The organism is Pseudomonas sp. G7(2022), from assembly GCF_052660475.1.
In genome coordinates, this window is the sequence record NZ_CP109659.1 from 5281682 (window position 1) to 5302853 (window position 21172).

Below are 21172 nucleotides of genomic sequence, written 5' to 3' on the forward strand. Positions count from 1 at the left end.
GATTCAGAACAACTACCGCTGACTATTGTCCCAATTGCCGGCCCCTATAATGGCCACAATCGAGACTCGGTTATGTTTGGCCGAAGGCTTGTGTCATGATGATCCGACCGCAGGTTAGTCGTCCTCTTCCCATATGAATAGATCTTCCGCGTTGCTCCTTGCTTTTGTCTTCCTCAGCGGCTGCCAGGCCTTGGCCCCCGTTTCGCACGATGGCGCCCCGCCGGTCGAAGACACCACGCCAGCCCCTGAAAAGCCCAAGGTGTACAGCTCGTTCAGCGAGGAAACGGTTTTCAGCCTGCTGAGCGCCGAACTCGCCGGCCAGCGCAATCGTTTCGATATTGCCCTGGACAACTACGTGACCCAGGCGATCAACACTCAGGATCCGGGCGTTTCCGAGCGGGCGTTCCGTATTGCCGAGTACCTGGGCGCGGATCAACCGGCACTGGATACGGCGCTGATCTGGGCGAAAAATGCTCCCGACGACCTCGAAGCGCAACGCGCCGCCGCCGTGCAACTGGCACGCGCCGGGCGTTATGACGACTCGATGGTCTACATGGAGAAAGTCCTGCAGGGCAAGGGCGACACCCATTTCGACTTCCTCGCGCTGTCGGCCGCCGACACCGATCAGGAAACCCGCAACGGTCTGATGAAGAGTTTCGACCGTCTGCTGCAGCGTCACCCGCACAACAATCAGCTGATTTTCGGCAAGGCCCTGCTGATGCAGCAGGACGGCGATACCAAAGGTGCGCTGACCCTGCTTGAAGACAATCCACCGGACGACGGCGAAATCGCCCCGATCCTGCTGCGTGCCCGTCTGCTGCAAGGGCTGAACCGTGGCGACGAAGCCCTGCCGTTGCTGCAGAAGAACATCAAGAAATATCCGGAAGACAAACGCCTGCGCCTGACTTATGCGCGGATGCTGGTGGAACAGGACCGGATGGACGACGCCAAGGTCGAGTTCTCCACGCTGGTCCAGCAATACCCGGAAGACGACGAACTGCGTTACTCCCTGGCGCTGGTCTGCCTGGAAGCCAAGGCCTGGGACGAGGCCAAGGGTTATCTGGAAGACCTGATCGCCAGGGAAAGCCACGTCGACTCGGCCCACCTGAACCTGGGTCGCATCGCCGAAGAACGCAACGACCCGCAAGGCGCGCTGATCGAGTACGCCCAGGTCGGCCCGGGTAACGACTATCTGCCGGCGCAACTGCGTCAGGCCGATATTCTGATGAACAACGGCAAGACCGCCGAAGCCCAGAGCAAACTGGCCGCCGAACGTGATGCGCAGCCGGATTACGCGATCCAGCTGTACCTGATCGAAGCCGAGACCCTGTCCGCCAACAATCAGGGCGACAAGGCCTGGAAAACCCTGCAACAGGCGTTGCTGCAATACCCGGACGATCTGAATCTGCTCTACACCCGGGCCATGCAGGCGGAAAAACGCAATGACCTGGGGCAGATGGAAAAAGACCTGCGCCTGATCATCAAACGCGACCCGGACAACGCCATGGCACTCAATGCCCTTGGCTACACCCTGTCCGACCGCACGACTCGCTACGCCGAAGCCAAGACACTGATCGAGCAGGCTCACCAGATCAACCCGGAAGACCCGGCGGTACTCGACAGCCTCGGCTGGGTGAATTTCCGCATGGGCAACCTGGATGACGCGGAGAAATATCTGCGTCAGGCGCTGGAGCGCTTCCCTGATCACGAAGTCGCCGCGCATCTGGGCGAAGTGCTGTGGGCCAAGGGCAAGCAGCGCGAAGCGAAACAAATCTGGGGCAAGTTCCTCAAGGACCAGCCTGACAGCACTATCCTGCGCAGCACCATCAAGCGCCTGACCGGATCCGAGACTCTTTAACTCATGTTTTTGCGCCACGTCATCGTTTTCAGCTTCATCGCCCTGCTCGCCGGTTGCGCGGGCTTCGGCGCCCGCGAATCCGTCGAAGGCCATGGCAGCCCGGCACAATGGGCCGCGAACAAACAGCAGCTGACCGGTCTCGACGGCTGGCAGATCGACGGCAAGATCGGTATCCGCGCCCCGAAAGACTCCGGCAGCGGCACGCTGTTCTGGCTGCAACGCCAGGATTACTACGACATCCGCCTGTCCGGCCCACTGGGTCGTGGCGCAGCACGACTGACCGGTCGCCCGGGCAAGGTCTCGCTGGAAGTCGCCAACCAGGGCCGCTACGACGCGCAGTCCCCGGAAGTCCTGCTGGAAGAACAGCTCGGCTGGAAGTTGCCGGTATCGAACCTGGCCTGGTGGGTCCGGGGCCTGCCGGCTCCGGCCAGCAAAAGCCGCCTCACACTCGATGCCGACAGTCGCCTGGCCAATCTGGAACAGGATGGCTGGCAGGTCGAGTACCTCGGTTATGCCGAACAGAACGGTTACTGGCTGCCCGAGCGGATCAAGCTGCACGGCACCGACCTGGACGTGACGCTGGTCATCAAGACCTGGCAACCGCGCAAATTGGGGCAATAAGCATGACCGCTCCACGCCTGACGCTGCCTTCTCCGGCCAAACTCAATCTGATGCTGCACATTCTCGGTCGCCGTGAAGACGGTTATCACGAATTGCAGACAATCTTTCAGTTCCTCGATTACGGCGACGAAATCACCTTCGCCGTGCGTGACGATGGCGTGATTCGCCTGCACACCGAATTCGACGGCGTGCCTCACGACAGCAATCTGATCGTGCGCGCAGCGAAAAAACTTCAGGAACAATCCGGCTGCTCGCTCGGCATCGACATCTGGATCGACAAGATCCTGCCGATGGGCGGCGGCATCGGCGGCGGCAGCTCGAATGCGGCGACCACCCTGCTTGGTCTCAATCATTTGTGGCAACTGGGCTGGGACGACGATCGACTGGCCGCACTGGGCCTGAGCCTGGGTGCGGACGTCCCGGTCTTCGTGCGTGGGCACGCGGCATTCGCCGAGGGTGTCGGCGAGAAACTGACCCCGGTCGAGCCGGCCGAACCGTGGTATGTCGTGCTCGTTCCGCAAGTCTCTGTTAGTACGGCAGAAATTTTTTCAGATCCATTGTTGACACGTAACACGCCGCCCATTAAAGTGCGCCCCGTTCCCGAGGGAAACAGTCGAAATGACTGCTTGCCGGTGGTATCGAGGCGTTATCCAGAAGTACGTAACGCATTGAATTTGTTAGGTAATTTTACCGAAGCAAAACTCACCGGAACTGGAGGTTGTGTGTTTGGGGGCTTCCCAAGCAAAGCTGAAGCTGATAAAGTCTCGGCCCTTCTGACAGAGACCCTTACAGGGTTTGTAGCGAAAGGAAGCAACGTTTCGATGTTGCATCGCAAGCTGCAAAGTCTGCTCTAAAGGAATCAAGTGCCCGGCACTTGAAAGCAACAGATACAGGGGCGTCGCCAAGCGGTAAGGCAGCAGGTTTTGATCCTGCCATGCGTTGGTTCGAATCCAGCCGCCCCTGCCATTTTCTATACTCATCCAGGTTACCCTCAGCCTCTAGGTACTGCGCGTGTCCAAGATGATGGTCTTTACGGGGAACGCTAACCCCGATCTGGCTCGGCGTGTCGTACGTCAGCTGCATATCCCTCTCGGTGACATCTCTGTCGGTAAATTTTCCGACGGCGAAATTACAGCCGAGATCAATGAAAACGTTCGCGGTAAAGACGTCTTCATTATTCAGCCGACTTGCGCTCCGACCAACGATAACCTGATGGAACTGGTAGTGATGGCTGACGCCTTCCGCCGCTCCTCGGCTACTCGTATCACTGCTGTTATTCCTTATTTTGGTTATGCCCGTCAGGATCGCCGTCCGCGTTCCGCACGTGTGGCCATCAGCGCGAAAGTCGTTGCTGACATGCTCACCGTAGTCGGCATCGACCGTGTTCTCACGGTTGATCTGCATGCTGACCAGATTCAGGGCTTCTTCGATATTCCGGTAGATAACATCTACGGCTCCCCGGTTCTGGTGGATGACATCGAAGATCAGCGCTTCGAGAACCTGATGATTGTGTCCCCGGACATTGGTGGCGTCGTGCGTGCACGTGCCGTTGCCAAATCCCTGGGCGTGGATCTCGGGATCATCGACAAACGCCGTGAGAAAGCCAATCACTCTGAAGTGATGCATATCATCGGTGATGTCGAAGGGCGTACCTGCATCCTGGTCGATGACATGGTCGATACCGCCGGCACTCTGTGCCACGCGGCCAAGGCCCTGAAAGAGCATGGCGCAGCCAAGGTCTTTGCCTACTGCACACACCCTGTGCTGTCGGGTCGGGCCATCGAGAATATCGAAAATTCCGTGCTGGACGAGCTGGTGGTCACTAACACCATCCCGCTGTCCGCTGCAGCACAAGCCTGTGCACGTATCCGTCAACTGGATATCGCACCGGTTGTTGCCGAAGCGGTTCGCCGCATCAGCAATGAAGAATCGATCAGCGCGATGTTCCGTTAAGGGCCCTGCCCTTCTCGAAATGTCTCGTTGACGAAAAGCGCCCCGCCCCGGCATCTCTGCCGGGGCGGGGCTTTTTGCCCATACCGTGTTCGGCGCTGGTCGCAAACGCCACTCGGTCATGGCTATTTTGGAGATACAAAATGAACGATTTTACTTTGAATGCTGAACTGCGTTCCGACCTGGGGAAAGGTGCGAGCCGCCGCCTGCGTCGTCTCGCCTCCCTGGTTCCAGCTGTTGTTTACGGTGGCGACAAAGCCCCTGAATCCATCAGCATGCTGGCCAAAGAAGTTGCCAAACTGCTCGAAAACGAAGCTGCCTACAGCCACGTTATCGAACTGAACGTTGGTGGCACCAAGCAAAACGTGATCATCAAGGCTCTGCAACGTCACCCGGCCAAAGGCCACGTGATGCACGCTGACTTCGTCCGCGTTGTTGCCGGCAAGAAACTGACCGCAATCGTTCCTGTGCACTTCATCAACGAAGCTGCTCCAGTGAAGAAAGGCGGCGAGATCTCGCACGTTGTTGCTGAAATCGAAGTTTCCTGCGAAGCGAAAGACCTGCCTGAGTTCATCGAAGTCGACCTGGCTAACGCTGAAATCGGCACCATCGTTCACCTGTCGGACCTCAAAGCTCCTAAAGGTGTTGAATTCGTTGCTCTGGCACACGGCGATGACAAGGCTGTTGCCAACGTCCACGCTCCACGTGTTGCTCCAGAAGCTACCGAAGAAGGCGCAGCAGAGTAATTCACTCTGTCATGCCTGAGTGAGCAGGTAACATCGCGGACTGGAACGTAGCGAGAAAGCGGGCGGGAACGCGGAGTTTACATCCATGGTAAATGAGCATTTTTCGTCCACTTTCGCCGCCTTCCCTGATCGCGGCGATGTTATCCACCACTCAAAGGAAGGGCCCCTATCGTGACTGCCATCAAACTGATCGTTGGCCTGGGAAATCCAGGCGCTGAATACGAGCAGACCCGGCATAACGCAGGGGCCCTTTTTGTTGAGCGCATCGCCCACGCACAGAACGTGAATCTCGTGGCCGATCGCAAGTATTTCGGCCTGACCGGGCGTTTTTCGCATCAGGGTCAGGATGTTCGTCTGCTGATTCCCACCACCTACATGAACCGCAGCGGCCAGGCCGTGGCGGCACTCGCCGGTTTCTTCCGCATCAAGCCCGAAGAAATCCTGGTGGCGCACGACGAACTCGATCTGCCTCCGGGCGTCGCCAAGCTCAAAGTCGGCGGCGGCCATGGCGGTCACAACGGGTTGCGCGACATCATTGCGCAATTGGGCAATCAGAATACGTTCCACCGCCTGCGGCTTGGCATCGGCCACCCGGGCGTCGCCAGTATGGTTTCAAATTTTGTCCTGGGTCGTGCGCCACGCGCCGAACAGGAAAAACTCGATGCCAGCATCGACTTTGCCCTCGGCGTGCTGCCGGATATCCTCGCCGGTGAATGGAACCGCGCGATGAAAAACCTGCACAGCCAGAAGGCCTGACTCTAATCCGAGGGGAAACACCATGGGATTCAATTGCGGCATCGTCGGCCTGCCTAACGTCGGCAAGTCCACCCTGTTCAACGCCCTGACCAAATCCGGGATCGCGGCCGAGAACTTCCCCTTCTGCACCATCGAGCCGAACAGCGGTATCGTGCCGATGCCGGATCCACGCTTGAACGCTCTGGCGGAAATCGTCAATCCGAAGCGCATCCTGCCGACCACCATGGAGTTCGTCGACATCGCAGGCCTGGTGGCCGGCGCGTCGAAAGGTGAAGGCCTGGGCAACAAGTTCCTGGCCAATATCCGTGAAACCGACGCGATCGCTCACGTGGTGCGCTGCTTCGAAGACGAGAACGTGATCCACGTTTCCAACAGCGTCGACCCGAAGCGCGACATCGAAATCATCGACCTGGAACTGATCTTCGCCGACCTCGACAGCTGCGAGAAGCAACTGCAGAAAGTCGCGCGCAACGCCAAGGGCGGTGACAAGGACGCGGTGGCCCAGAAGGCCCTGCTGGAGCAGTTGATCCCGCACTTCACCGAAGGCAAGCCTGCGCGCAGCCTGATGAAGAACATGAGCGCTGACGAGAAAGCGATCATCAAGGGCTTCCATCTGCTGACCACCAAGCCGGTCATGTACATCGCCAACGTCGCTGAAGACGGTTTCGAGAACAACCCGCACCTGGACGTGGTCAAGGCCATCGCCGAAGAAGAAGGCGCGATGGTCGTTCCGGTCTGCAACAAGATCGAAGCGGAAATCGCCGAGCTGGACGACGGCGAAGAGAAAGACATGTTCCTGGAGGCCCTGGGCCTGGAAGAGCCTGGCCTGAACCGCGTGATCCGCGCCGGCTACGAAATGCTGCACCTGCAGACCTACTTCACCGCCGGTGTCGAAGAAGTCCGCGCCTGGACCGTCCGCGTCGGTGCCACCGCACCGCAAGCCGCTGGCGTGATCCACACCGACTTCGAAAAAGGCTTCATCCGCGCCGAAGTGATCGCCTACAACGACTTCATCCAGTACAAGGGCGAAGCCGGTACGAAGGAAGCCGGGAAATGGCGTCTGGAAGGCAAGGATTACATCGTCAAGGACGGCGACGTGATGCACTTCCGCTTCAACGTGTAAAAGCTGCACCCATGAAAAAGCCGCGTTTGATACGCGGCTTTTTTGTGCCCGACATTCAGCCTGTCAGGCCTTTTGGGTTCTCGGCAGGAAGATCGCCAGCACCCCGAACAGCGGCAGGAACGAGCACAGGAAGTACACGTACTCGATGCCGTGAATGTCCGCCAGATGCCCGAGCAACGCTGCACCAATCCCGCCAAAACCGAACATCAGCCCGAAGAACACGCCGGCAATCATTCCGACATTGCCTGGCACCAGTTCCTGCGCGTATACCACGATCGCCGAAAACGCCGAAGCCAGGATGAAGCCGATCACCACGCTGAGGACGCTGGTCCAGAACAGGTCGACATGCGGCATCAGCAAGGTAAACGGCGCCACACCAAGGATCGAGAACCAGATCACTGCCTTGCGCCCGATCTTGTCGCCAATCGGCCCGCCAAAGAATGTGCCCGCCGCCACCGCGCCGAGGAACAGGAACAGATGCAGCTGGGAACTTGCCACCGAAAGGTCGAACTTCTCGATCAGGTAGAAGGTGAAGTAACTGGTCAGGCTGGCCATGTAGAAATACTTGGAGAACACCAGCAGCCCGAGCACCACCAGCGCGCTGATCACCCTGCCCTTCGACAGTCCATGAATGGCGGCCTGGCCAGCCTTGAGCTTGAACAGGTTCAGGTGATGGGCGTACCAGCGGCTGATGCGATACAGCACGAACAGCGCAAACACCGCGAACAGTCCGAACCACGCCACATTGCCCTGCCCGAAAGGAATGATGATCGCCGCCGCCAGTAACGGCCCGAATGCCGAACCGGCGTTACCACCGACCTGAAACGTCGATTGCGCCAGACCAAAACGTCCACCGGAGGCCAGCCGTGCGATACGAGAAGCTTCGGGGTGGAAGGTCGAAGAGCCAATGCCGATCAGCGCCGCCGCCAGCAAGATAAGAGGGAAACTGCCCACCATCGACATCATCACAATGCCGATCAGTGTGCACACGGAACCTGCCGGCAGCAGCCACGGTTTCGGGTGTCGGTCGGTGTGGTAACCGACCCACGGCTGCAACAGCGAAGCGGTCAATTGAAAGGTCAGGGTAATCAGGCCGACCTGGGTGAAACTCAGGCCATAGTTGGCCTTGAGCATCGGATAGATCGACGGCAGCACTGACTGGATCAGGTCGTTGATCAAATGCGCCAGCGCCACCGCGCCGATGATGCGCATCACCAGAGGACTGCTTTGGGGCGGAGCGGACGCCGACGCAGCGGCGGTCTGAACGTTGCTGATAGCCATGGGAGTTTCCGTACAGCAGATGGGTGCACGCAGGCAGGTGCGTCAATGTGCCATTTTTCGGTGCGCCAGCGCCATCCCCTTAGCCAGCTAACGAACTATTCTTCCATCGCGGCGCAAGTGATAGCGCAAAGCCATGGTCTGAATCTTGCCTTGCTTATCCGCTTGAACGCGGCGCCCTTACAAAGGGCATCGAGAATGGGAAGTTTCGCTACAGAGCCTGCCTACAGAGCGGGCAAGGGTGAACTTTCGAGGCCTTTTAGCAGGGCACCAATCCCGGTCGCAACGACCGCGATGCACGCCGATGGTGCGTGGTGTCCAGAGGAGTCATGAGGCATGCAGGCTTTTTTATCACCGGGGATCGGGCTGCTGGGGCGGTTTGGCTTCGCGCGTAAATTCCAGTTGTTGTTTCTGCTGTTTATCCTGCCATTGGCCGGCAGCTTGTTGATGATCGGCCAGGACTACCGCGAAAAACTCAATCTGATCGCTGGCGAACGTGCCGGCGTGCGGCAGTTGCTCGCCCTCGATGCACTCGACAATCTTCTTGCCGCCCAGCGTGATCGCGCTGCCCGCTGGCGCGCCACGGAAACCAACCGTCAGCCGACGCCCGCCACCCTCGCCGCCATGGCTGCATTCGATTCCGTGCAACCTGCGGTCGCTCAGGCCACTCTGGATCTGGGTAACGCGTTGAAAGCCGAAGGTGCGGAAGGCGAAACCCTGGCCCGCTATCAAGCCCTGCAAACCGCGCTCGGCACTCTGGACTCCAAGAGCCTGGCCGGCGTCGGCTGGTGGCCGGACGGTTACGATCGCTTCACCAACGCCCTCAGCGCCCTGCAAGCATTGCGCGAACAAATCGCGATGGACAATCGCCTGATCCTCGCGCCGTGGCTGGAAACCTATCTGCTGACACAGATTTCCACCCAGCACGCACCAGACCTGATCGAACGGGTCGGCCGACTGGCAGCCGTCGGCCAAGCATCTGTGGTGTCCGGTCAGTTCACTCTGCAAAGTCGCTTGCAACTGCGTGACCTGCGCAGCCGCATCGGCGATGCCCGCGAGCAGTTGGTGAAAACTGCGGGCCTGCTCGAAGCGCGCCTGCCGCCAGCCCTGCAAGGCTGGGCCGGGCAGTATCACGACAGCCTCAAGCAACTGGATACCGGATTGAAAGTGCTGGATGACGGCGTGTTCGGCGGCAGCATCAATCTCAAGCCTGACGAATTCGAGCGCACTCTCGATGCCCTGCTCGGCAACCTCGCCACGCTGCGCCAGCAATCGCTGGTGTCACTGGATCAGCGGCTGGACGACTACCATGGATCGGCTATTCGTCAGTTCATTCTTGTCGCGGCGATTTTCGGTTGCCTGTTGCTGGCGGCACTGTACTTGTTCGTTTGCCTGCAAGCCTCGATCCGTCGCAGCGCCAGCGGTATCACGCTGCTCGCCGAAGCCTTGCGCGACGGTAATCTGAGCCTGCAAGTGCCGGTCGTGGGCCGTGATGAACTGGCGTCGATCAGCACCGCGCTCAACGTGGCCGTCGTGCAGTTGCGCACCAGCCTGTTGGGTGTCGATCACGAGACTTCGCAACTGAGCAATGCGGTACGCAGCCTTAACGAGCACTCCAGTGGCGCCCTCAGCGAAGTGGAAGCACAGCAATTGCAGATCAGCCAGATCGCCGCAGCGGCCACGCAACTGGCGGCGACGTCTCAAGGTGTGGCGCAGAGTTGCGAACAGGCTTCCGGCAGCGCCCAGCACACCCGGCGCATCGCTGCCGACAGCAGCCGTGACAGCCAGCGCACCACGGCGAGCATTCAACAACTCAATCAGCGCTTGAACGAGACTGCAGCAGCGCTCGGTCGGGTCAGCGAGCAAGGGCAGCAGATTCAGTTGGTGGTCGACACCATTCGTGGCGTCGCCGAACAGACCAACCTGCTGGCGCTCAACGCCGCCATCGAGGCCGCTCGCGCTGGTGAACAGGGTCGCGGTTTTGCCGTGGTGGCCGACGAGGTACGCAGCCTGTCACAACGCACGCAATCGTCTACCGCACAGATTGCCGACACGGTCGACAGTCTGCGCAATACGGTCAACGAAGCGGTGAGCCTGATGGAAGCAGCGTGCGGCCAGGCGCAGTCGGATGCCGAAGCCGTCACCGGGCTGGGCGAACGCCTGGGGGAAATCGCCAGCGCCGTGCAGAGCGTCACCGACACCCTCGCCCAGATCGCCACGGCGGTCGAAGAACAGGCGAGCACCGCTGATGAGGTCAGCGGCAATATCCAGCAGGTGGATCAGGCGGCGGTTCGCCTGCTTGAAGGTGCTCGGGCGGTGAACCTTGCAGCGGACACGTTGAGTCAGGGCAGCCATGCCTTGAGTGCCAACACCGGAAGATTTCAGCTGCGTTGAAAGCCCCTCCCGCCTCGATTTTCGGCGCGGGAGGATAAGCGGTTGAAAATAAGAAGAAATATTTTGAATTTACGCTTGACGCTTTTCCATTTCAGGGGAATAATGCGCGCCACTTGGCTACATAGCTCAGTTGGTTAGAGCATAGCATTCATAATGCTGGGGTCCGGGGTTCAAGTCCCTGTGTAGCCACCAAGTACTAAAAACGGCTTACCGAAAGGTAGGCCGTTTTTTTATGCCTCGAGAAAAGTGCCGGCCATCACCAGCCCGCACATTCTTTTACTCGGCCAGTGCCGCCAGCCCTTTCGCCCAGATCTGCCGCGTGCGCAAACCGACCATCGCCCGCCAGTCCGGATCTGCTGGATAAAACTGCTCCAGCAGATTCAGTTTGATTTCGCGCCCCGTCGCATCCAGCGGATCGCCATGCAGATGCAGCCAGTGATCGTCGCGCAGGTAACGATGCACGTCCGGCCCCGGATAAGTCCCGCACTCGATCACGAATGGCATCAACTGCACATTCGGCAACGCATCGAGCAGTGCCTGCGAGGTGTAACCGGTAGCGGTCGCTGCAACACCGGTTTCGCTCAGGGTTTCGGCACCGGTATGCAGCGTGTAGAGCCACGGGCCGTAAATCGATTGCGCCCGGGACAACGCCGGATACGGTGCCTGGGTAATCGTCAGCAACATCGGATGGCCATACTCGCCGGCGCCGGTGTGCAGGTCGAAGCACATCACGGTTTCAGCACCGGCCAAATGATTCTCGATGATTGAATGTAGCGTGCGATTCGACCAGCTCGGCGCGAGTCCGCCAAAGAACAGGCCGTCGGGATGACTGTGCTGGCCGCCCTCGACAATCGACATGACGGCCGGCCAGCCGTGCTCGGCAATTTGCGCATCCAGCAAGGCATCAGCCTTTTGCCGCTCGGGGCCATTCAAATCGGTACAGACGTAGATCTCATGCAGCGCCGCGTAAACGCGGTTGTCCGGGAGCGGTCGGCTGAAATCCAGGTGATTGCGGTTGAGGTCGATGTTGTCTTCGTTGACCCGCCGCAGCCATGCCGTGCCCCACGGATTGATCAGGTGAATCATCACGACCGCGACATCCTTGGGCAGCGAGTCCGCCGTGAAATGCTTCAGCCAGTCGATCTGGCACTCCGAACCGTAATAGCCCTCAACCCCATGGGTGCCGCTGAGCGCCACCAGACGCCGTTTGGCCAATGCATCCCCCAGCACCGCGACGTCGGTACTCAAAGACTCGCCAAACGGCCCGTTGAGCGGATGCGCGTACGAATAGCGCATGGCACCGGCCACCTTCGCGGCGGCAAGAAATCGCTCGCGCTGTTCGCGGTAGCTGGGCTGTGTCGGAAATGCGTTGTACATGGCGGCCTCTTGTTGATTGTTCTGGCTTCACTATTGGCTCTGACCCTACAGAAAATTCGCCAAGGCATGAAGGACAAACACACCGATGGTTTGCGTCCTGCACGGTCGGCCGATACAGTCCGTCAGACTTTTATCCCACGGACGGAGAGCCCCGCGTGTTTCCAGCCCTGCCCCTGAACCGCTTTCGCCTGCACGCCCTGACCCTGATCGTCAGCGCCATCACCCTCGCCGCCTGCAACGCACCGCCCTCCTCGACCTTGCCGCTGGCTCCGGAAGCCGCCTCCGGTTACCGCACCGGCCTGCAAGCCAGCCACGCCGAAAAACACATGGCCGCCGCTGCCAATCCGCTGGCCGCCGAAGCCGGTCGCGAGATGTTGCGTAAAGGTGGGTCGGCCATCGATGCAGCCATTGCGATGCAAGCCGTGTTGACCTTGGTCGAACCGCAATCCTCAGGAATCGGCGGCGGCGCGATGATCGTGCTGTGGGACGGCAAACAGGTGCGCACCTACGACGGTCGCGAAACCGCACCGGCCCGCGCGACCGAGAAGCTGTTTCTGCAGGCCGACGGCAAACCGATGCCGTTCCCGCAGGCGCAGATCGGTGGACGCTCTGTCGGCACGCCGGGCGTGATGCGTGCATTGGAACTGGCGCACAAAAAGCACGGCCGCTTGCCGTGGGCGACGTTGTTCGAGCCGGCAATCAAACTGGCCGAGCAGGGTTTTGCGATCTCCCCGCGCCTGCATTCGCTGCTGGAATCCGACCCGGTGATTCGCCGCTCGCCGGACATGGCCAGGTACTTTCTGAACAGCGATGGCAGCGTCAAAGCCGTCGGCACTCGCTTGCAGAATCCGGCGCTGGCCGCCGTGCTCAAACGCATCGCCACCGAAGGTGCGGACGCGCTGTACAAAGGCCCGATCGCCGAAGAAATCGTGGCCAAGGTTCAGGGCCACGCCAACCCCGGCAGCCTGTCGCTGAACGACCTTCAGCACTATCAGGCCAAGGAGCGTGCGCCACTGTGCACCGATTACAAACGCTGGCAGGTTTGCGGGATGCCGCCACCGTCATCCGGCGGGATTGCAGTCGCGCAAATCCTCGGCACCTTGCAGGCACTGGAAACCCGAGATCCGCGTCTGTCCCTGACACCTCTGAAACCTGTGAAAACCGACAAACCGGCCGGCCTCGAACCGACGCCGCAAGCCGTGCACCTGATCGCCGAAGCCGAACGACTGGCCTACGCCGACCGCGCGCAATACGTAGCCGATACCGACTTCGTGCCGGTACCGGTCAAAGGCCTGGTCGATCCGGGTTACCTGGCCAGCCGCGCCAGCCTGATCAGCGAACGCAGCATGGGCAGCGCCAAACCCGGTACACCGCCGGGCATACAGGTTGCCTATGCGCCGGATCGCTCGCCGCTGCGCATTTCCACCTCCCAAGTGGTGGCCGTGGACGACTTCGGTGGCGCCGTGTCGATGACCACCACCATCGAAGCGGCATTCGGCTCGCATCTGATGGTTCAGGGCTTCCTCCTCAACAACCAGATGACCGACTTCTCGTTCATCCCCGAAGAGAACGGACAGAAAGTCGCCAACCGCGTGGAGCCCGGCAAACGCCCGCGCTCATCGATGGCACCAACCCTGATCTTCGATCGTAACAGCGGCGAATTCGTCGCCACCGTTGGCTCTCCCGGCGGCTCGCAGATCATCGAATACGTGGCCAAAACCACCGTCGGCCTGCTCGACTGGAACCTCGACCCGCAAACCGCCATCAGCCTGCCCAACTTCGGTAGCCGCAACGGCCCGACAGAACTGGAGCAGGGCCAGTTCAGCCCGACGCTGATCCAGGCACTCAAGGACAAGGGCCACACCGTCAACGAAATCGACATGACCAGCGGCACCCAGGCTATCGTGCGGGTCAAGGATGCTGCGGGGAAGGCAACGCTGTCAGGTGGGGCAGATCCTCGGCGCGAAGGAGTAGCGTTGGGGGATTGAATTAACGCTGCCAACTGAAAAAGGCTTACCGAGAGGTAAGCCTTTTTTGTATTGCAACATCCGGCCATGACTTGTCACCAAGCGGCGTTCAAACCTCGAGCGTCTTGCCATCCACCGGATCGCCAATCTTCAAAAAATGCCCGCCGGCCACATGGTGCAACGTGCGCAGGCCGTCATGCCCATCGAAGTGCCAGCGTCCATCGCTGAACACTCGCGAGTCAGCCTGCGCCGCGATCACCTCGCCCAGAAACAGATCGTACTGTTCATGATTGCGCGGCTCCGGCAGCAACCGGCATTCGAGCCAGGCGACACAACCGTCAAGCATTGGTGCATCAATCTGTTCAGCTGCGAAGGTCTGCAAGCCGTAAGCCTGGAATTTGTCCTGGCCTTGATCGCGATTGATTTCCAGGCCCGAAGTCGAACCGACGGTCTGCACGATGTCGGCCTGATTCACGCACGGCACGTTAAGAACGAAGGTGCCCGAGGCCTCGAGCAGTTGTCGGGTCCAGGTAGATTTGTCGAGGACCACCGCCACTTTCGGCGGTTCGAAATCCAGCGGCATGGCCCAGGCAGCGGCCATGATGTTGCGCCGCCCGTCATGGGCGGCACTGACCAGCACGGTCGGCCCGTGATTGAGCAAACGGTAGGCTTTGTTCAGGGGAACCGGGCGACGAAAGAACTCGCTCATGGGATCTGCTCCGGGAAAAAGAGCCGATTGTAACGGGATAAAAACAACGAAGGGATGGCCGTAGACCACCCCTTCGCCCGTGCGGCATCAACTGGATAGCTGGTTGGCGAACTGACCGACCGCGTTCACTACTTTTTGCGCGCCGTCCTGAATCTCGACGATCACCGTACCGGCCTCTGCCGCCAGCGCCAGCCCTTGTTCGGCCTGCTGCTTGCCGTCGGTCATCAGGGCCACGGCGTTGCGTGCCATGTCCTGGTTCTGGCGCACCACGCCGACGATTTCCTCGGTCGCCTGGCTGGTGCGCGAAGCCAGTTGCCGCACTTCGTCGGCTACCACGGCAAAGCCCCGGCCCTGCTCACCCGCGCGAGCGGCTTCGATGGCGGCGTTGAGCGCCAGCAGGTTGGTCTGTTCGGCAATGCCGCTGATGGTCTTGACGATGGTGCCGATTACCTGGGATTGCTCGTTCAGCGCCTCGATGCCTTCGCCGGCGGTTTGCATGTGACTGGACAGATCGCGCATCACGTTGACCGCCTCGGTGACCACACGGGTGCCACGCTGGGCGGTGCTGTCAGTCTGCAAGGAGGTGCTGTAGGCGATGTTGGCAGCCTCGGCGACGGCCCGTTCCTGATTGACTTGATCGGTGATCACCGTGGCGAACTTCACCACTTTGTAGAGTTTTTCGTTGGCGTCGAGCACCGGGTTGTAGGACGCCTCCAGCCAGACCTCGCGACCATGACTGTCGATCCGCTTGAAGCGTCCGGCCACGAACTCGCCGTTGTTCAGCCGACGCCAGAAATTCTGGTACTCGGCACTGTTGGACTCGCCCGAGTCACAGAACATGCGGTGATGTTTGCCCTTGATCTGCGCCAGGCTATAACCCATGCCCTGAAGAAACCGGTCGTTGGCGCTCAACACGTTACCGTTGAGGTCGAACTCGATCACGGCAGTCGAACGCACCAACGCGCCGATCAGATTTTCGTGTTCGCGAGAGGCTTCGATGGTGCGGGTCAGGTCGCTGGAGAAAATCGAGAAATGCTTGATCCGGCCATCCGAGGAGCGAACCGGCTGCACGATAGAGCGCAACCAGGCTTCGTCGCCATTGCCACGTAAAAGGCGTACAGCGCCGGCGAAATGCTCGCCACGGGTCAGTGCAGCCTTGAAGCGGTGATGAAACTCGTCTGACTTCACATGAGCCGGCACGATGTCTTCGATGGCGCGGCCGATCAGGTCGTGGCTCTTGTAGAGCATTTCGTCGAGGAAATTCTGGTTGACCGACTGAATCCGTCCGTCGGGCTCAAGGGTGAGCACCAGCATCTCGCTTTCCAGGCTCTCCTTCACTTGCAGAAGGCTGGAGAGTTCTTCACGAAGAGCCGCCAGCTCTTGCTTCAGGCGTTTGTTGAACATGGGAAAGCACCGATGGACTGGATGGATAGCGGGTATGCAGCCTAGCCATCGGCCTTGGAAATCTTTTCTGAAGAGCGCGCGAGGCTTGTCCTACAAAAATAGTTAAGCCTCGACAACTCAGGCGGTGCCGGCCACCGGACACGGCTCCGCCCGCGGCATCCGCGAACCGAAATACGCCGCACTGACGACGCCCACCGCGCCCATCACCGCGCAGAACATCACGCAGATCCACGGGCTCCAGGGCATCAGGCCGATCAGCAGCAGAGGCGTGACACTGGCCCAGGCGGCGTAGGCAATGTTGTAGGTAAAGGAGATCCCGGAGACGCGGATCCGCGCCGGGAACAGGCTGACCATCACCGACGGCACCGCACCGACCACGCCACAGCACAACCCGGCGATGGCGTAGGCCAGACCGACCCAATCGCCGCCGCTGATCAGGCAGGTGTAAAGCAGGCCGATCCCCAGTGGCAGCAACAGGCTGTAGAGCATGACCGTGCGCCAGGCGCCGATGCGATCGACCAGCCGACCGGCAATCACGCAGCCGATGTTCAGAAACACAATGCCCAGCGCGCTCAACGCAAAAGTATGGCCGGCGGTCATGCCGAAGGTTTTCTGCATCATGGTCGGAGTAATGACCACGAACACCACCACCGCCGAAGTCAGCACGCAGGTCAGCAGCATGGCCGGCAGCATGGCCAGACGATGCTCACGCAGCACGGTGCGCAGCGGCAGTTCGACCCGTGCCTCGCGCTGCGCTTCCATGGCCATGAACACCGGGGTTTCGCTCAGCCATCGGCGCAGGTACACGCCGATCACGCCGAACACTCCGCCGAGCAGGAACGGATAACGCCAGGCGTAATCCAGCACTTCGGCCGGGGTGAACACTTGTGCCAGGAAGGTCGCAGTCAGCGCGCCGATCAGATAACCGAAGGTCAGCCCGGCCTGCAGAAAGCCCAATGCATAACCGCGATGCCCGGCCGGCGCGTGCTCGGCCACGAACACCCAGGCGCTCGGCACCTCACCGCCCACCGCCGCGCCTTGCAGGATGCGCAACGCCAACAGCAACAGCGGTGCGAAATAGCCGATCTGGGCGTAGGTCGGCATGATCCCGATCAGCAGGCACGGCAGCGCCATCATCAGGATGCTCAGGCTGAAGACTTTCTTGCGCCCCAGCCGGTCGGCGAAATGCGCCATCAGTATTCCGCCCAGCGGGCGCGCCAGATAGCCGGTGACGAAGATTCCGAAACTTTGCAGCAGGCGCAGCCACTCGGGCATTTCCGGCGGGAAGAACAGCTGGCTGAGGGTCAGGGCGAAGAACACGAAAATGATGAAATCGTAGATCTCCAGCGCCCCGCCCAGGGCCGCAAGGCCGAGGGTCTTGTAGTCGGAACGGCTGAACGGCGCCGGTCGGGCTGTGGGTTGGGCAGTCATGGCAAAGAACTCTGGCAGGCAAAAAACCAAGGCGCCCATGGTCTACGCAAACGGGCCGCCGGACAACCCGTTAGACCATAGTCTGATTCAGTGAAACACGGTCACAAAAATCCGCCGGTTGATTTACTGTTGGCACCTGTCCAGACGGGCCGGCCAAGCCCCGAAGACCACAATAAACATAAAAATCCGAGGTACTCCCGTGGCCGTTGATATCGAAGATAGCCGCTCTGCGCGCTTTGCCTTGCGCTGTTCAAGTTTTGCCGAACGCTGGTTTCCCGACTCCTGGGTCTTCGCCGCGCTGGCGGTGATCATCGTCGCGCTGGCGACCCTGGCCATGGGCGCCAAACCCACCGACGCCGCCATGGCGTTCGGCGACGGTTTCTGGAGCCTGATCCCGTTCACCATGCAGATGGCCTTCGTGGTGATCGGCGGTTATGTGGTGGCCAGCTCGCCACCCGCCGTAAAGCTGATCGATCGTCTGGCGCGGATCCCGAAAAACGGACGCTCGGCCGTGGCCTGGGTTGCGCTGATCTCGATGATCGCGTCCCTACTGAACTGGGGTCTGTCGCTGGTGTTCGGCGGTCTGCTGGTACGCGCCCTCGCCCGCCGCACCGACCTGAAAATGGACTACCGCGCCGCCGGCGCCGCCGCCTACCTTGGCCTCGGCGCCGTGTGGGCTTTGGGCCTGTCGTCATCTGCCGCGCAGTTGCAGGCCAACCCCGCCAGCCTGCCACCGTCGATCCTGTCGATTACCGGGGTGATTCCATTCACTCAGACGATTTTCCTCTGGCAGTCGGGAGTGATGCTGCTGGCGCTCGTGGTGATCTCGATCATCATCGCCTACGCCACCGCGCCCGGCCCGAACTCGGCGCGCGATGCCAGGGCCTGCGGGATCGACCCGGCCTTCAACCTGCCGCCGCTGCAACCGCGCACCCGCCCCGGCGAATGGCTGGAGCACAGTCCGTTGCTGATCATTGTGCTGGTGCTGCTGGCAGCCGGATGGCTGTTCCACGAGTTCTCGACCAAACCTGCGATCACCGCGATTTCCGGGCTCAACACCTATAACTTTCTGTTCATCATGCTCGGCGCATTGCTGCACTGGCGCCCGCGCAGCTTCCTTGATGCGGTGGCGCGGGCGGTGCCGACCACCACCGGCGTGCTGATCCAGTTCCCGCTGTACGGCTCGATTGCCGCGCTGATGACCACCGTCAAAGGCACCGATGCCCAGACTCTGGCCCACCACATCTCGACTTTCTTCGTCAGCATCGCGTCCCACGACACCTATGCGTTGTTGATGGGTGTGTACTCGGCGATTCTCGGCTTCTTCATTCCGTCCGGGGGCGGCAAGTGGATCATCGAGGCGCCGTACGTGATGCAGGTGGCCACCGACCTGAAATACCACCTGGGCTGGGCCGTGCAGATTTACAACGCCGCCGAAGCCCTGCCCAACCTGATCAACCCGTTCTACATGCTGCCGCTGCTGGGCGTACTGGGATTGAAGGCGCGGGATCTGATCGGCTTCTCCTTCGTGCAACTGCTGGTGCACACGCCGCTGGTGCTGCTGTTGCTGTGGGCGCTGGGGACGACGCTGGCGTATACGCCGCCGGTGATGCCATGACGCGGAATCATCTTCAGGCGTAATTCTTATGAGGGAGCTAGCGTATTGGCTCCCTCATTTGTTTCTGCGCCTTGGAAATGTCACCCAACCGTCACATTCCCTTGCTAGCGTCCGCCCGAAACATACTGAAACAATTAGGCATAAACGGACTTCTACATGAACGACGACACCGACGGCAAAGATCTCTCCTCGCCAGAATCCGACAATCCCACCGATACCAGCCGCCGTCGTTTTCTCGGCGGTGTCGCCGTGCTGGGTGTGGGCGCCACGCTGGCCGGGTGCGGGAAAGCCGATGATCAGCCGGGCAAGCCCGATGAGCGTCCGCTGACGCCCGCCGAACTGGACAAGGCCCTGAGCGATCAGGTGAAAACCGTCGTGGTGATCTACGCCGAGAACCGCAGCTTCAATAACCTGTTCGGTGACTTCCCCGGTGTCGAGAAGCCGCTGTCTTCACTCAAGCCCGAGCAATACCAGCAGCGCGACCGCGATGGCAGCCTGCTGCAGACCCTGCCGCCGGTCTGGGGCGGTGTATTGCAGATCGGCCCGCAAACCCTCGATGGCGTGACCTATCCCAACGCCGTGCAGTTTCAGGAAAACCTGCCCAATGCACCTTTCGCTCTGAAAGGCCCGAATGCCGAAGACCTGCCCCTGGGTCTGGTGACTCGGGATCTGTGGCACGTGTTCTATCAGAACCAGATGCAGATCAACGGCGGCAAGAATGACGGCTTCGTTGCCTGGGCCGACTCCGGCGGCCTCACCATGGGCCACTATGCCCAGAGTCGCTATTCCCTGCGCCTGTGGGATGTGGCTCAGGAGTTCGTGCTGTGCGACAACTTCTTCCAGGGCGCCTTCGGCGGCTCGTTCCTCAACCACCAATACCTGATCAGCGCCACCGCGCCGTTCTACCCGAATGTCGCCAGTTCGGTCGCCAAAAGCCAGATCGCCGCGCTGCAAAGCGATGACCCGGCCGACCCGCGACTCAAGCCCCTGGAGCAATCCCCGGCCAGCGCCATGACCGGCCCACCACAGTTCGGCCCGAGCGCGCTGACCCCGGACGGTTACGGGGTCAATACCCTCGCCCCGCCGTATTGGCCGACCTGGATTCGCGACCCTGAGCGCCCGGCGTATTCCAAGGCCGATCTGCCGAACGTCATGGTGCCGCAGACCCACGAGCACATTGGCGACAAGCTGTCGAAGAAGAACATCGACTGGGCGTGGTACGCCGGCGCCTGGCAGGCGACGCTGGATCAATACAAGGATTCCGGCGGCATCCCGAAAATCCCCAACTTCCAGTATCACCACCAGCCGTTCAACTACTTCCAGCAGCAAGGCCCGGAGCATCCCGAAGAACGCAGCAAGCGCCTGCGCGACGCCGGTCTGGGCGATGAGTCGAGCACCAACAAATTCTTCGCCGATGCCGAGGCGGGCAAGTTACCGGCCGTGAGTTTCTACAAGCCTCAGGGCAACCTGAACATGCACGCCGGCTACGCCGATGTGGCCTCCGGTGATCGACACATCGTCCGCGCGTTGAAAGTGCTGCGGGAAAGTCCGCAGTGGAAAAACATGGTGGTGATCGTGACCGTCGATGAGAACGGCGGCTGGTGGGACCACGTCGCGCCGCCCAAGGGCGATCGCTGGGGGCCGGGGTCACGGGTGCCGACGCTGGTGGTGTCACCATTCGCCCGCAAGGGTACGGTGGATCACACGGTCTATGACACCGGGTCGATCCTGCGCCTGATCACCCGTGTCTTCCAGCTGGAGACGCTGGCGGGTATCAAACAGCGCGACGATGCGATGACCGGCCGTGGCCAGAAACCCATGGGCGACTTGACCAATACCCTGCATTTCAAGGCCTGAGGACAGCTCCTGCGGCACAGCTCAAAAAACTGTCACTGACGGCTTCTCGCCATCACTCGGCTGATCCAATATGTGGCGCACCC

At 60.6% G+C, this 21172-nt stretch carries 16 protein-coding genes, 2 tRNA genes and 1 pseudogene; 13 read left to right on the forward strand and 6 right to left on the reverse strand.

Translation table 11 applies throughout. The features are described 5' to 3' along the window. The first annotated feature begins 133 nt into the window (after positions 1–133). The 8 genes from NE357_RS24150 (at position 134) to ychF (ending at position 7054) form a co-directional block, all read left to right on the forward strand. Entirely contained in the window at positions 134–1858 is a 1725-nt protein-coding gene (locus NE357_RS24150; protein ID WP_169431909.1) for a tetratricopeptide repeat protein, read from the forward strand. 3 nt (positions 1859–1861) lie between these two features. Further along, a complete protein-coding gene (gene lolB, locus NE357_RS24155) occupies positions 1862–2479 on the forward strand; it encodes a lipoprotein insertase outer membrane protein LolB (protein ID WP_169431910.1) in 618 nt (205 codons plus the stop codon). A gap of 2 nt (positions 2480–2481) precedes the next feature. Further along, on the forward strand, positions 2482–3333 hold the full coding sequence (ispE, locus tag NE357_RS24160) for a 4-(cytidine 5'-diphospho)-2-C-methyl-D-erythritol kinase (RefSeq protein WP_169431911.1): 852 nt from the start codon (positions 2482–2484) through the stop codon (positions 3331–3333). A gap of 37 nt (positions 3334–3370) precedes the next feature. Then, positions 3371–3445, forward strand: a tRNA-Gln gene (locus tag NE357_RS24165). Positions 3446–3490: 45 nt separating this feature from the next. Further along, on the forward strand, positions 3491–4432 hold the full coding sequence (locus NE357_RS24170) for a ribose-phosphate pyrophosphokinase (RefSeq protein ID WP_003171603.1): 942 nt from the start codon (positions 3491–3493) through the stop codon (positions 4430–4432). A gap of 140 nt (positions 4433–4572) precedes the next feature. Continuing rightward, positions 4573–5175, forward strand: coding sequence for a 50S ribosomal protein L25/general stress protein Ctc (locus tag NE357_RS24175; protein WP_169431912.1), 603 nt, complete (start codon positions 4573–4575; stop codon positions 5173–5175). Positions 5176–5346: 171 nt separating this feature from the next. Continuing rightward, positions 5347–5931 carry an aminoacyl-tRNA hydrolase gene (pth, locus tag NE357_RS24180; RefSeq protein ID WP_007951726.1) on the forward strand — a complete coding sequence of 195 codons (585 nt, stop codon included), beginning with the start codon at positions 5347–5349 and terminating at the stop codon, positions 5929–5931. 22 nt (positions 5932–5953) lie between these two features. Next, positions 5954–7054 (forward strand): redox-regulated ATPase YchF, encoded by a 1101-nt coding sequence (gene ychF, locus NE357_RS24185; protein ID WP_085709288.1) that lies wholly within the window; start codon positions 5954–5956, stop codon positions 7052–7054. A gap of 63 nt (positions 7055–7117) precedes the next feature. Here the strand turns inward: ychF and NE357_RS24190 are convergent, their stop codons facing one another. Further along, entirely contained in the window at positions 7118–8335 is a 1218-nt protein-coding gene (locus tag NE357_RS24190) for an MFS transporter (protein WP_169431913.1), read from the reverse strand. 333 nt (positions 8336–8668) lie between these two features. Here NE357_RS24190 and NE357_RS24195 point away from each other — a divergent pair, with 333 nt between their 5' ends. Together NE357_RS24195 and NE357_RS24200 are read left to right on the forward strand one after the other, a co-directional pair. After that, on the forward strand, positions 8669–10726 hold the full coding sequence (locus tag NE357_RS24195; protein WP_169431914.1) for a methyl-accepting chemotaxis protein: 2058 nt from the start codon (positions 8669–8671) through the stop codon (positions 10724–10726). Between the two features lie 115 nt (positions 10727–10841). Next, a tRNA-Met gene (locus NE357_RS24200) sits at positions 10842–10918 on the forward strand. Positions 10919–11002: 84 nt separating this feature from the next. Here the strand turns inward: NE357_RS24200 and NE357_RS24205 are convergent. After that, positions 11003–12103, reverse strand: a complete 1101-nt coding sequence (locus NE357_RS24205) for a M14 family metallopeptidase (RefSeq protein ID WP_169431915.1) — start codon at positions 12101–12103, stop codon at positions 11003–11005. A gap of 155 nt (positions 12104–12258) precedes the next feature. Here NE357_RS24205 and ggt point away from each other — a divergent pair, with 155 nt between their 5' ends. Then, entirely contained in the window at positions 12259–14091 is a 1833-nt protein-coding gene (gene ggt, locus NE357_RS24210) for a gamma-glutamyltransferase (RefSeq protein WP_169431916.1), read from the forward strand. 88 nt (positions 14092–14179) lie between these two features. On the opposite strand, the gene NE357_RS24215 is transcribed toward ggt, so the two are convergent. The 4 genes and pseudogenes from NE357_RS24215 to NE357_RS24230 form a co-directional block, all read right to left on the reverse strand. Further along, positions 14180–14779 (reverse strand): flavin reductase family protein, encoded by a 600-nt coding sequence (locus NE357_RS24215; RefSeq protein WP_169431917.1) that lies wholly within the window; start codon positions 14777–14779, stop codon positions 14180–14182. Between the two features lie 87 nt (positions 14780–14866). Continuing rightward, positions 14867–15298 carry a methyl-accepting chemotaxis protein gene (locus tag NE357_RS24220; RefSeq protein WP_423815214.1) on the reverse strand — a complete coding sequence of 144 codons (432 nt, stop codon included), beginning with the start codon at positions 15296–15298 and terminating at the stop codon, positions 14867–14869. A 156-nt stretch (positions 15299–15454) separates the two neighbouring features. Beyond that, positions 15455–16183 (reverse strand): annotated as a pseudogene (locus NE357_RS24225) (PAS domain-containing protein); the annotation flags it as partial. A 117-nt stretch (positions 16184–16300) separates the two neighbouring features. Next, on the reverse strand, positions 16301–17614 hold the full coding sequence (locus NE357_RS24230) for an MFS transporter (protein WP_169431919.1): 1314 nt from the start codon (positions 17612–17614) through the stop codon (positions 16301–16303). A gap of 199 nt (positions 17615–17813) precedes the next feature. Between NE357_RS24230 and NE357_RS24235 the strand changes: the two genes are divergently transcribed. Both NE357_RS24235 and acpA read left to right on the forward strand, forming a co-directional pair. Continuing rightward, positions 17814–19232 carry a short-chain fatty acid transporter gene (locus NE357_RS24235; RefSeq protein ID WP_169431920.1) on the forward strand — a complete coding sequence of 473 codons (1419 nt, stop codon included), beginning with the start codon at positions 17814–17816 and terminating at the stop codon, positions 19230–19232. A 156-nt stretch (positions 19233–19388) separates the two neighbouring features. Beyond that, positions 19389–21089 (forward strand): acid phosphatase, encoded by a 1701-nt coding sequence (acpA, locus tag NE357_RS24240; RefSeq protein WP_169431921.1) that lies wholly within the window; start codon positions 19389–19391, stop codon positions 21087–21089. The last annotated feature ends 83 nt before the right edge of the window (positions 21090–21172 follow it).

Coding starts and splice junctions, on each gene's coding strand:
- NE357_RS24150 (WP_169431909.1), top strand. CDS start 134: ATGAATAGATCTTCCGCGTTGCTCCTTGCTTTTGTCTTCCTCAGCGGC.
- lolB (WP_169431910.1), top strand. CDS start 1,862: ATGTTTTTGCGCCACGTCATCGTTTTCAGCTTCATCGCCCTGCTCGCC.
- ispE (WP_169431911.1), top strand. CDS start 2,482: ATGACCGCTCCACGCCTGACGCTGCCTTCTCCGGCCAAACTCAATCTG.
- NE357_RS24175 (WP_169431912.1), top strand. CDS start 4,573: ATGAACGATTTTACTTTGAATGCTGAACTGCGTTCCGACCTGGGGAAA.
- ychF (WP_085709288.1), top strand. CDS start 5,954: ATGGGATTCAATTGCGGCATCGTCGGCCTGCCTAACGTCGGCAAGTCC.
- NE357_RS24190 (WP_169431913.1), bottom strand. CDS start 8,335: ATGGCTATCAGCAACGTTCAGACCGCCGCTGCGTCGGCGTCCGCTCCG.
- NE357_RS24195 (WP_169431914.1), top strand. CDS start 8,669: ATGCAGGCTTTTTTATCACCGGGGATCGGGCTGCTGGGGCGGTTTGGC.
- NE357_RS24205 (WP_169431915.1), bottom strand. CDS start 12,103: ATGTACAACGCATTTCCGACACAGCCCAGCTACCGCGAACAGCGCGAG.
- NE357_RS24215 (WP_169431917.1), bottom strand. CDS start 14,779: ATGAGCGAGTTCTTTCGTCGCCCGGTTCCCCTGAACAAAGCCTACCGT.
- NE357_RS24220 (WP_423815214.1), bottom strand. CDS start 15,298: ATGCGCGATCTGTCCAGTCACATGCAAACCGCCGGCGAAGGCATCGAG.
- NE357_RS24230 (WP_169431919.1), bottom strand. CDS start 17,614: ATGACTGCCCAACCCACAGCCCGACCGGCGCCGTTCAGCCGTTCCGAC.
- acpA (WP_169431921.1), top strand. CDS start 19,389: ATGAACGACGACACCGACGGCAAAGATCTCTCCTCGCCAGAATCCGAC.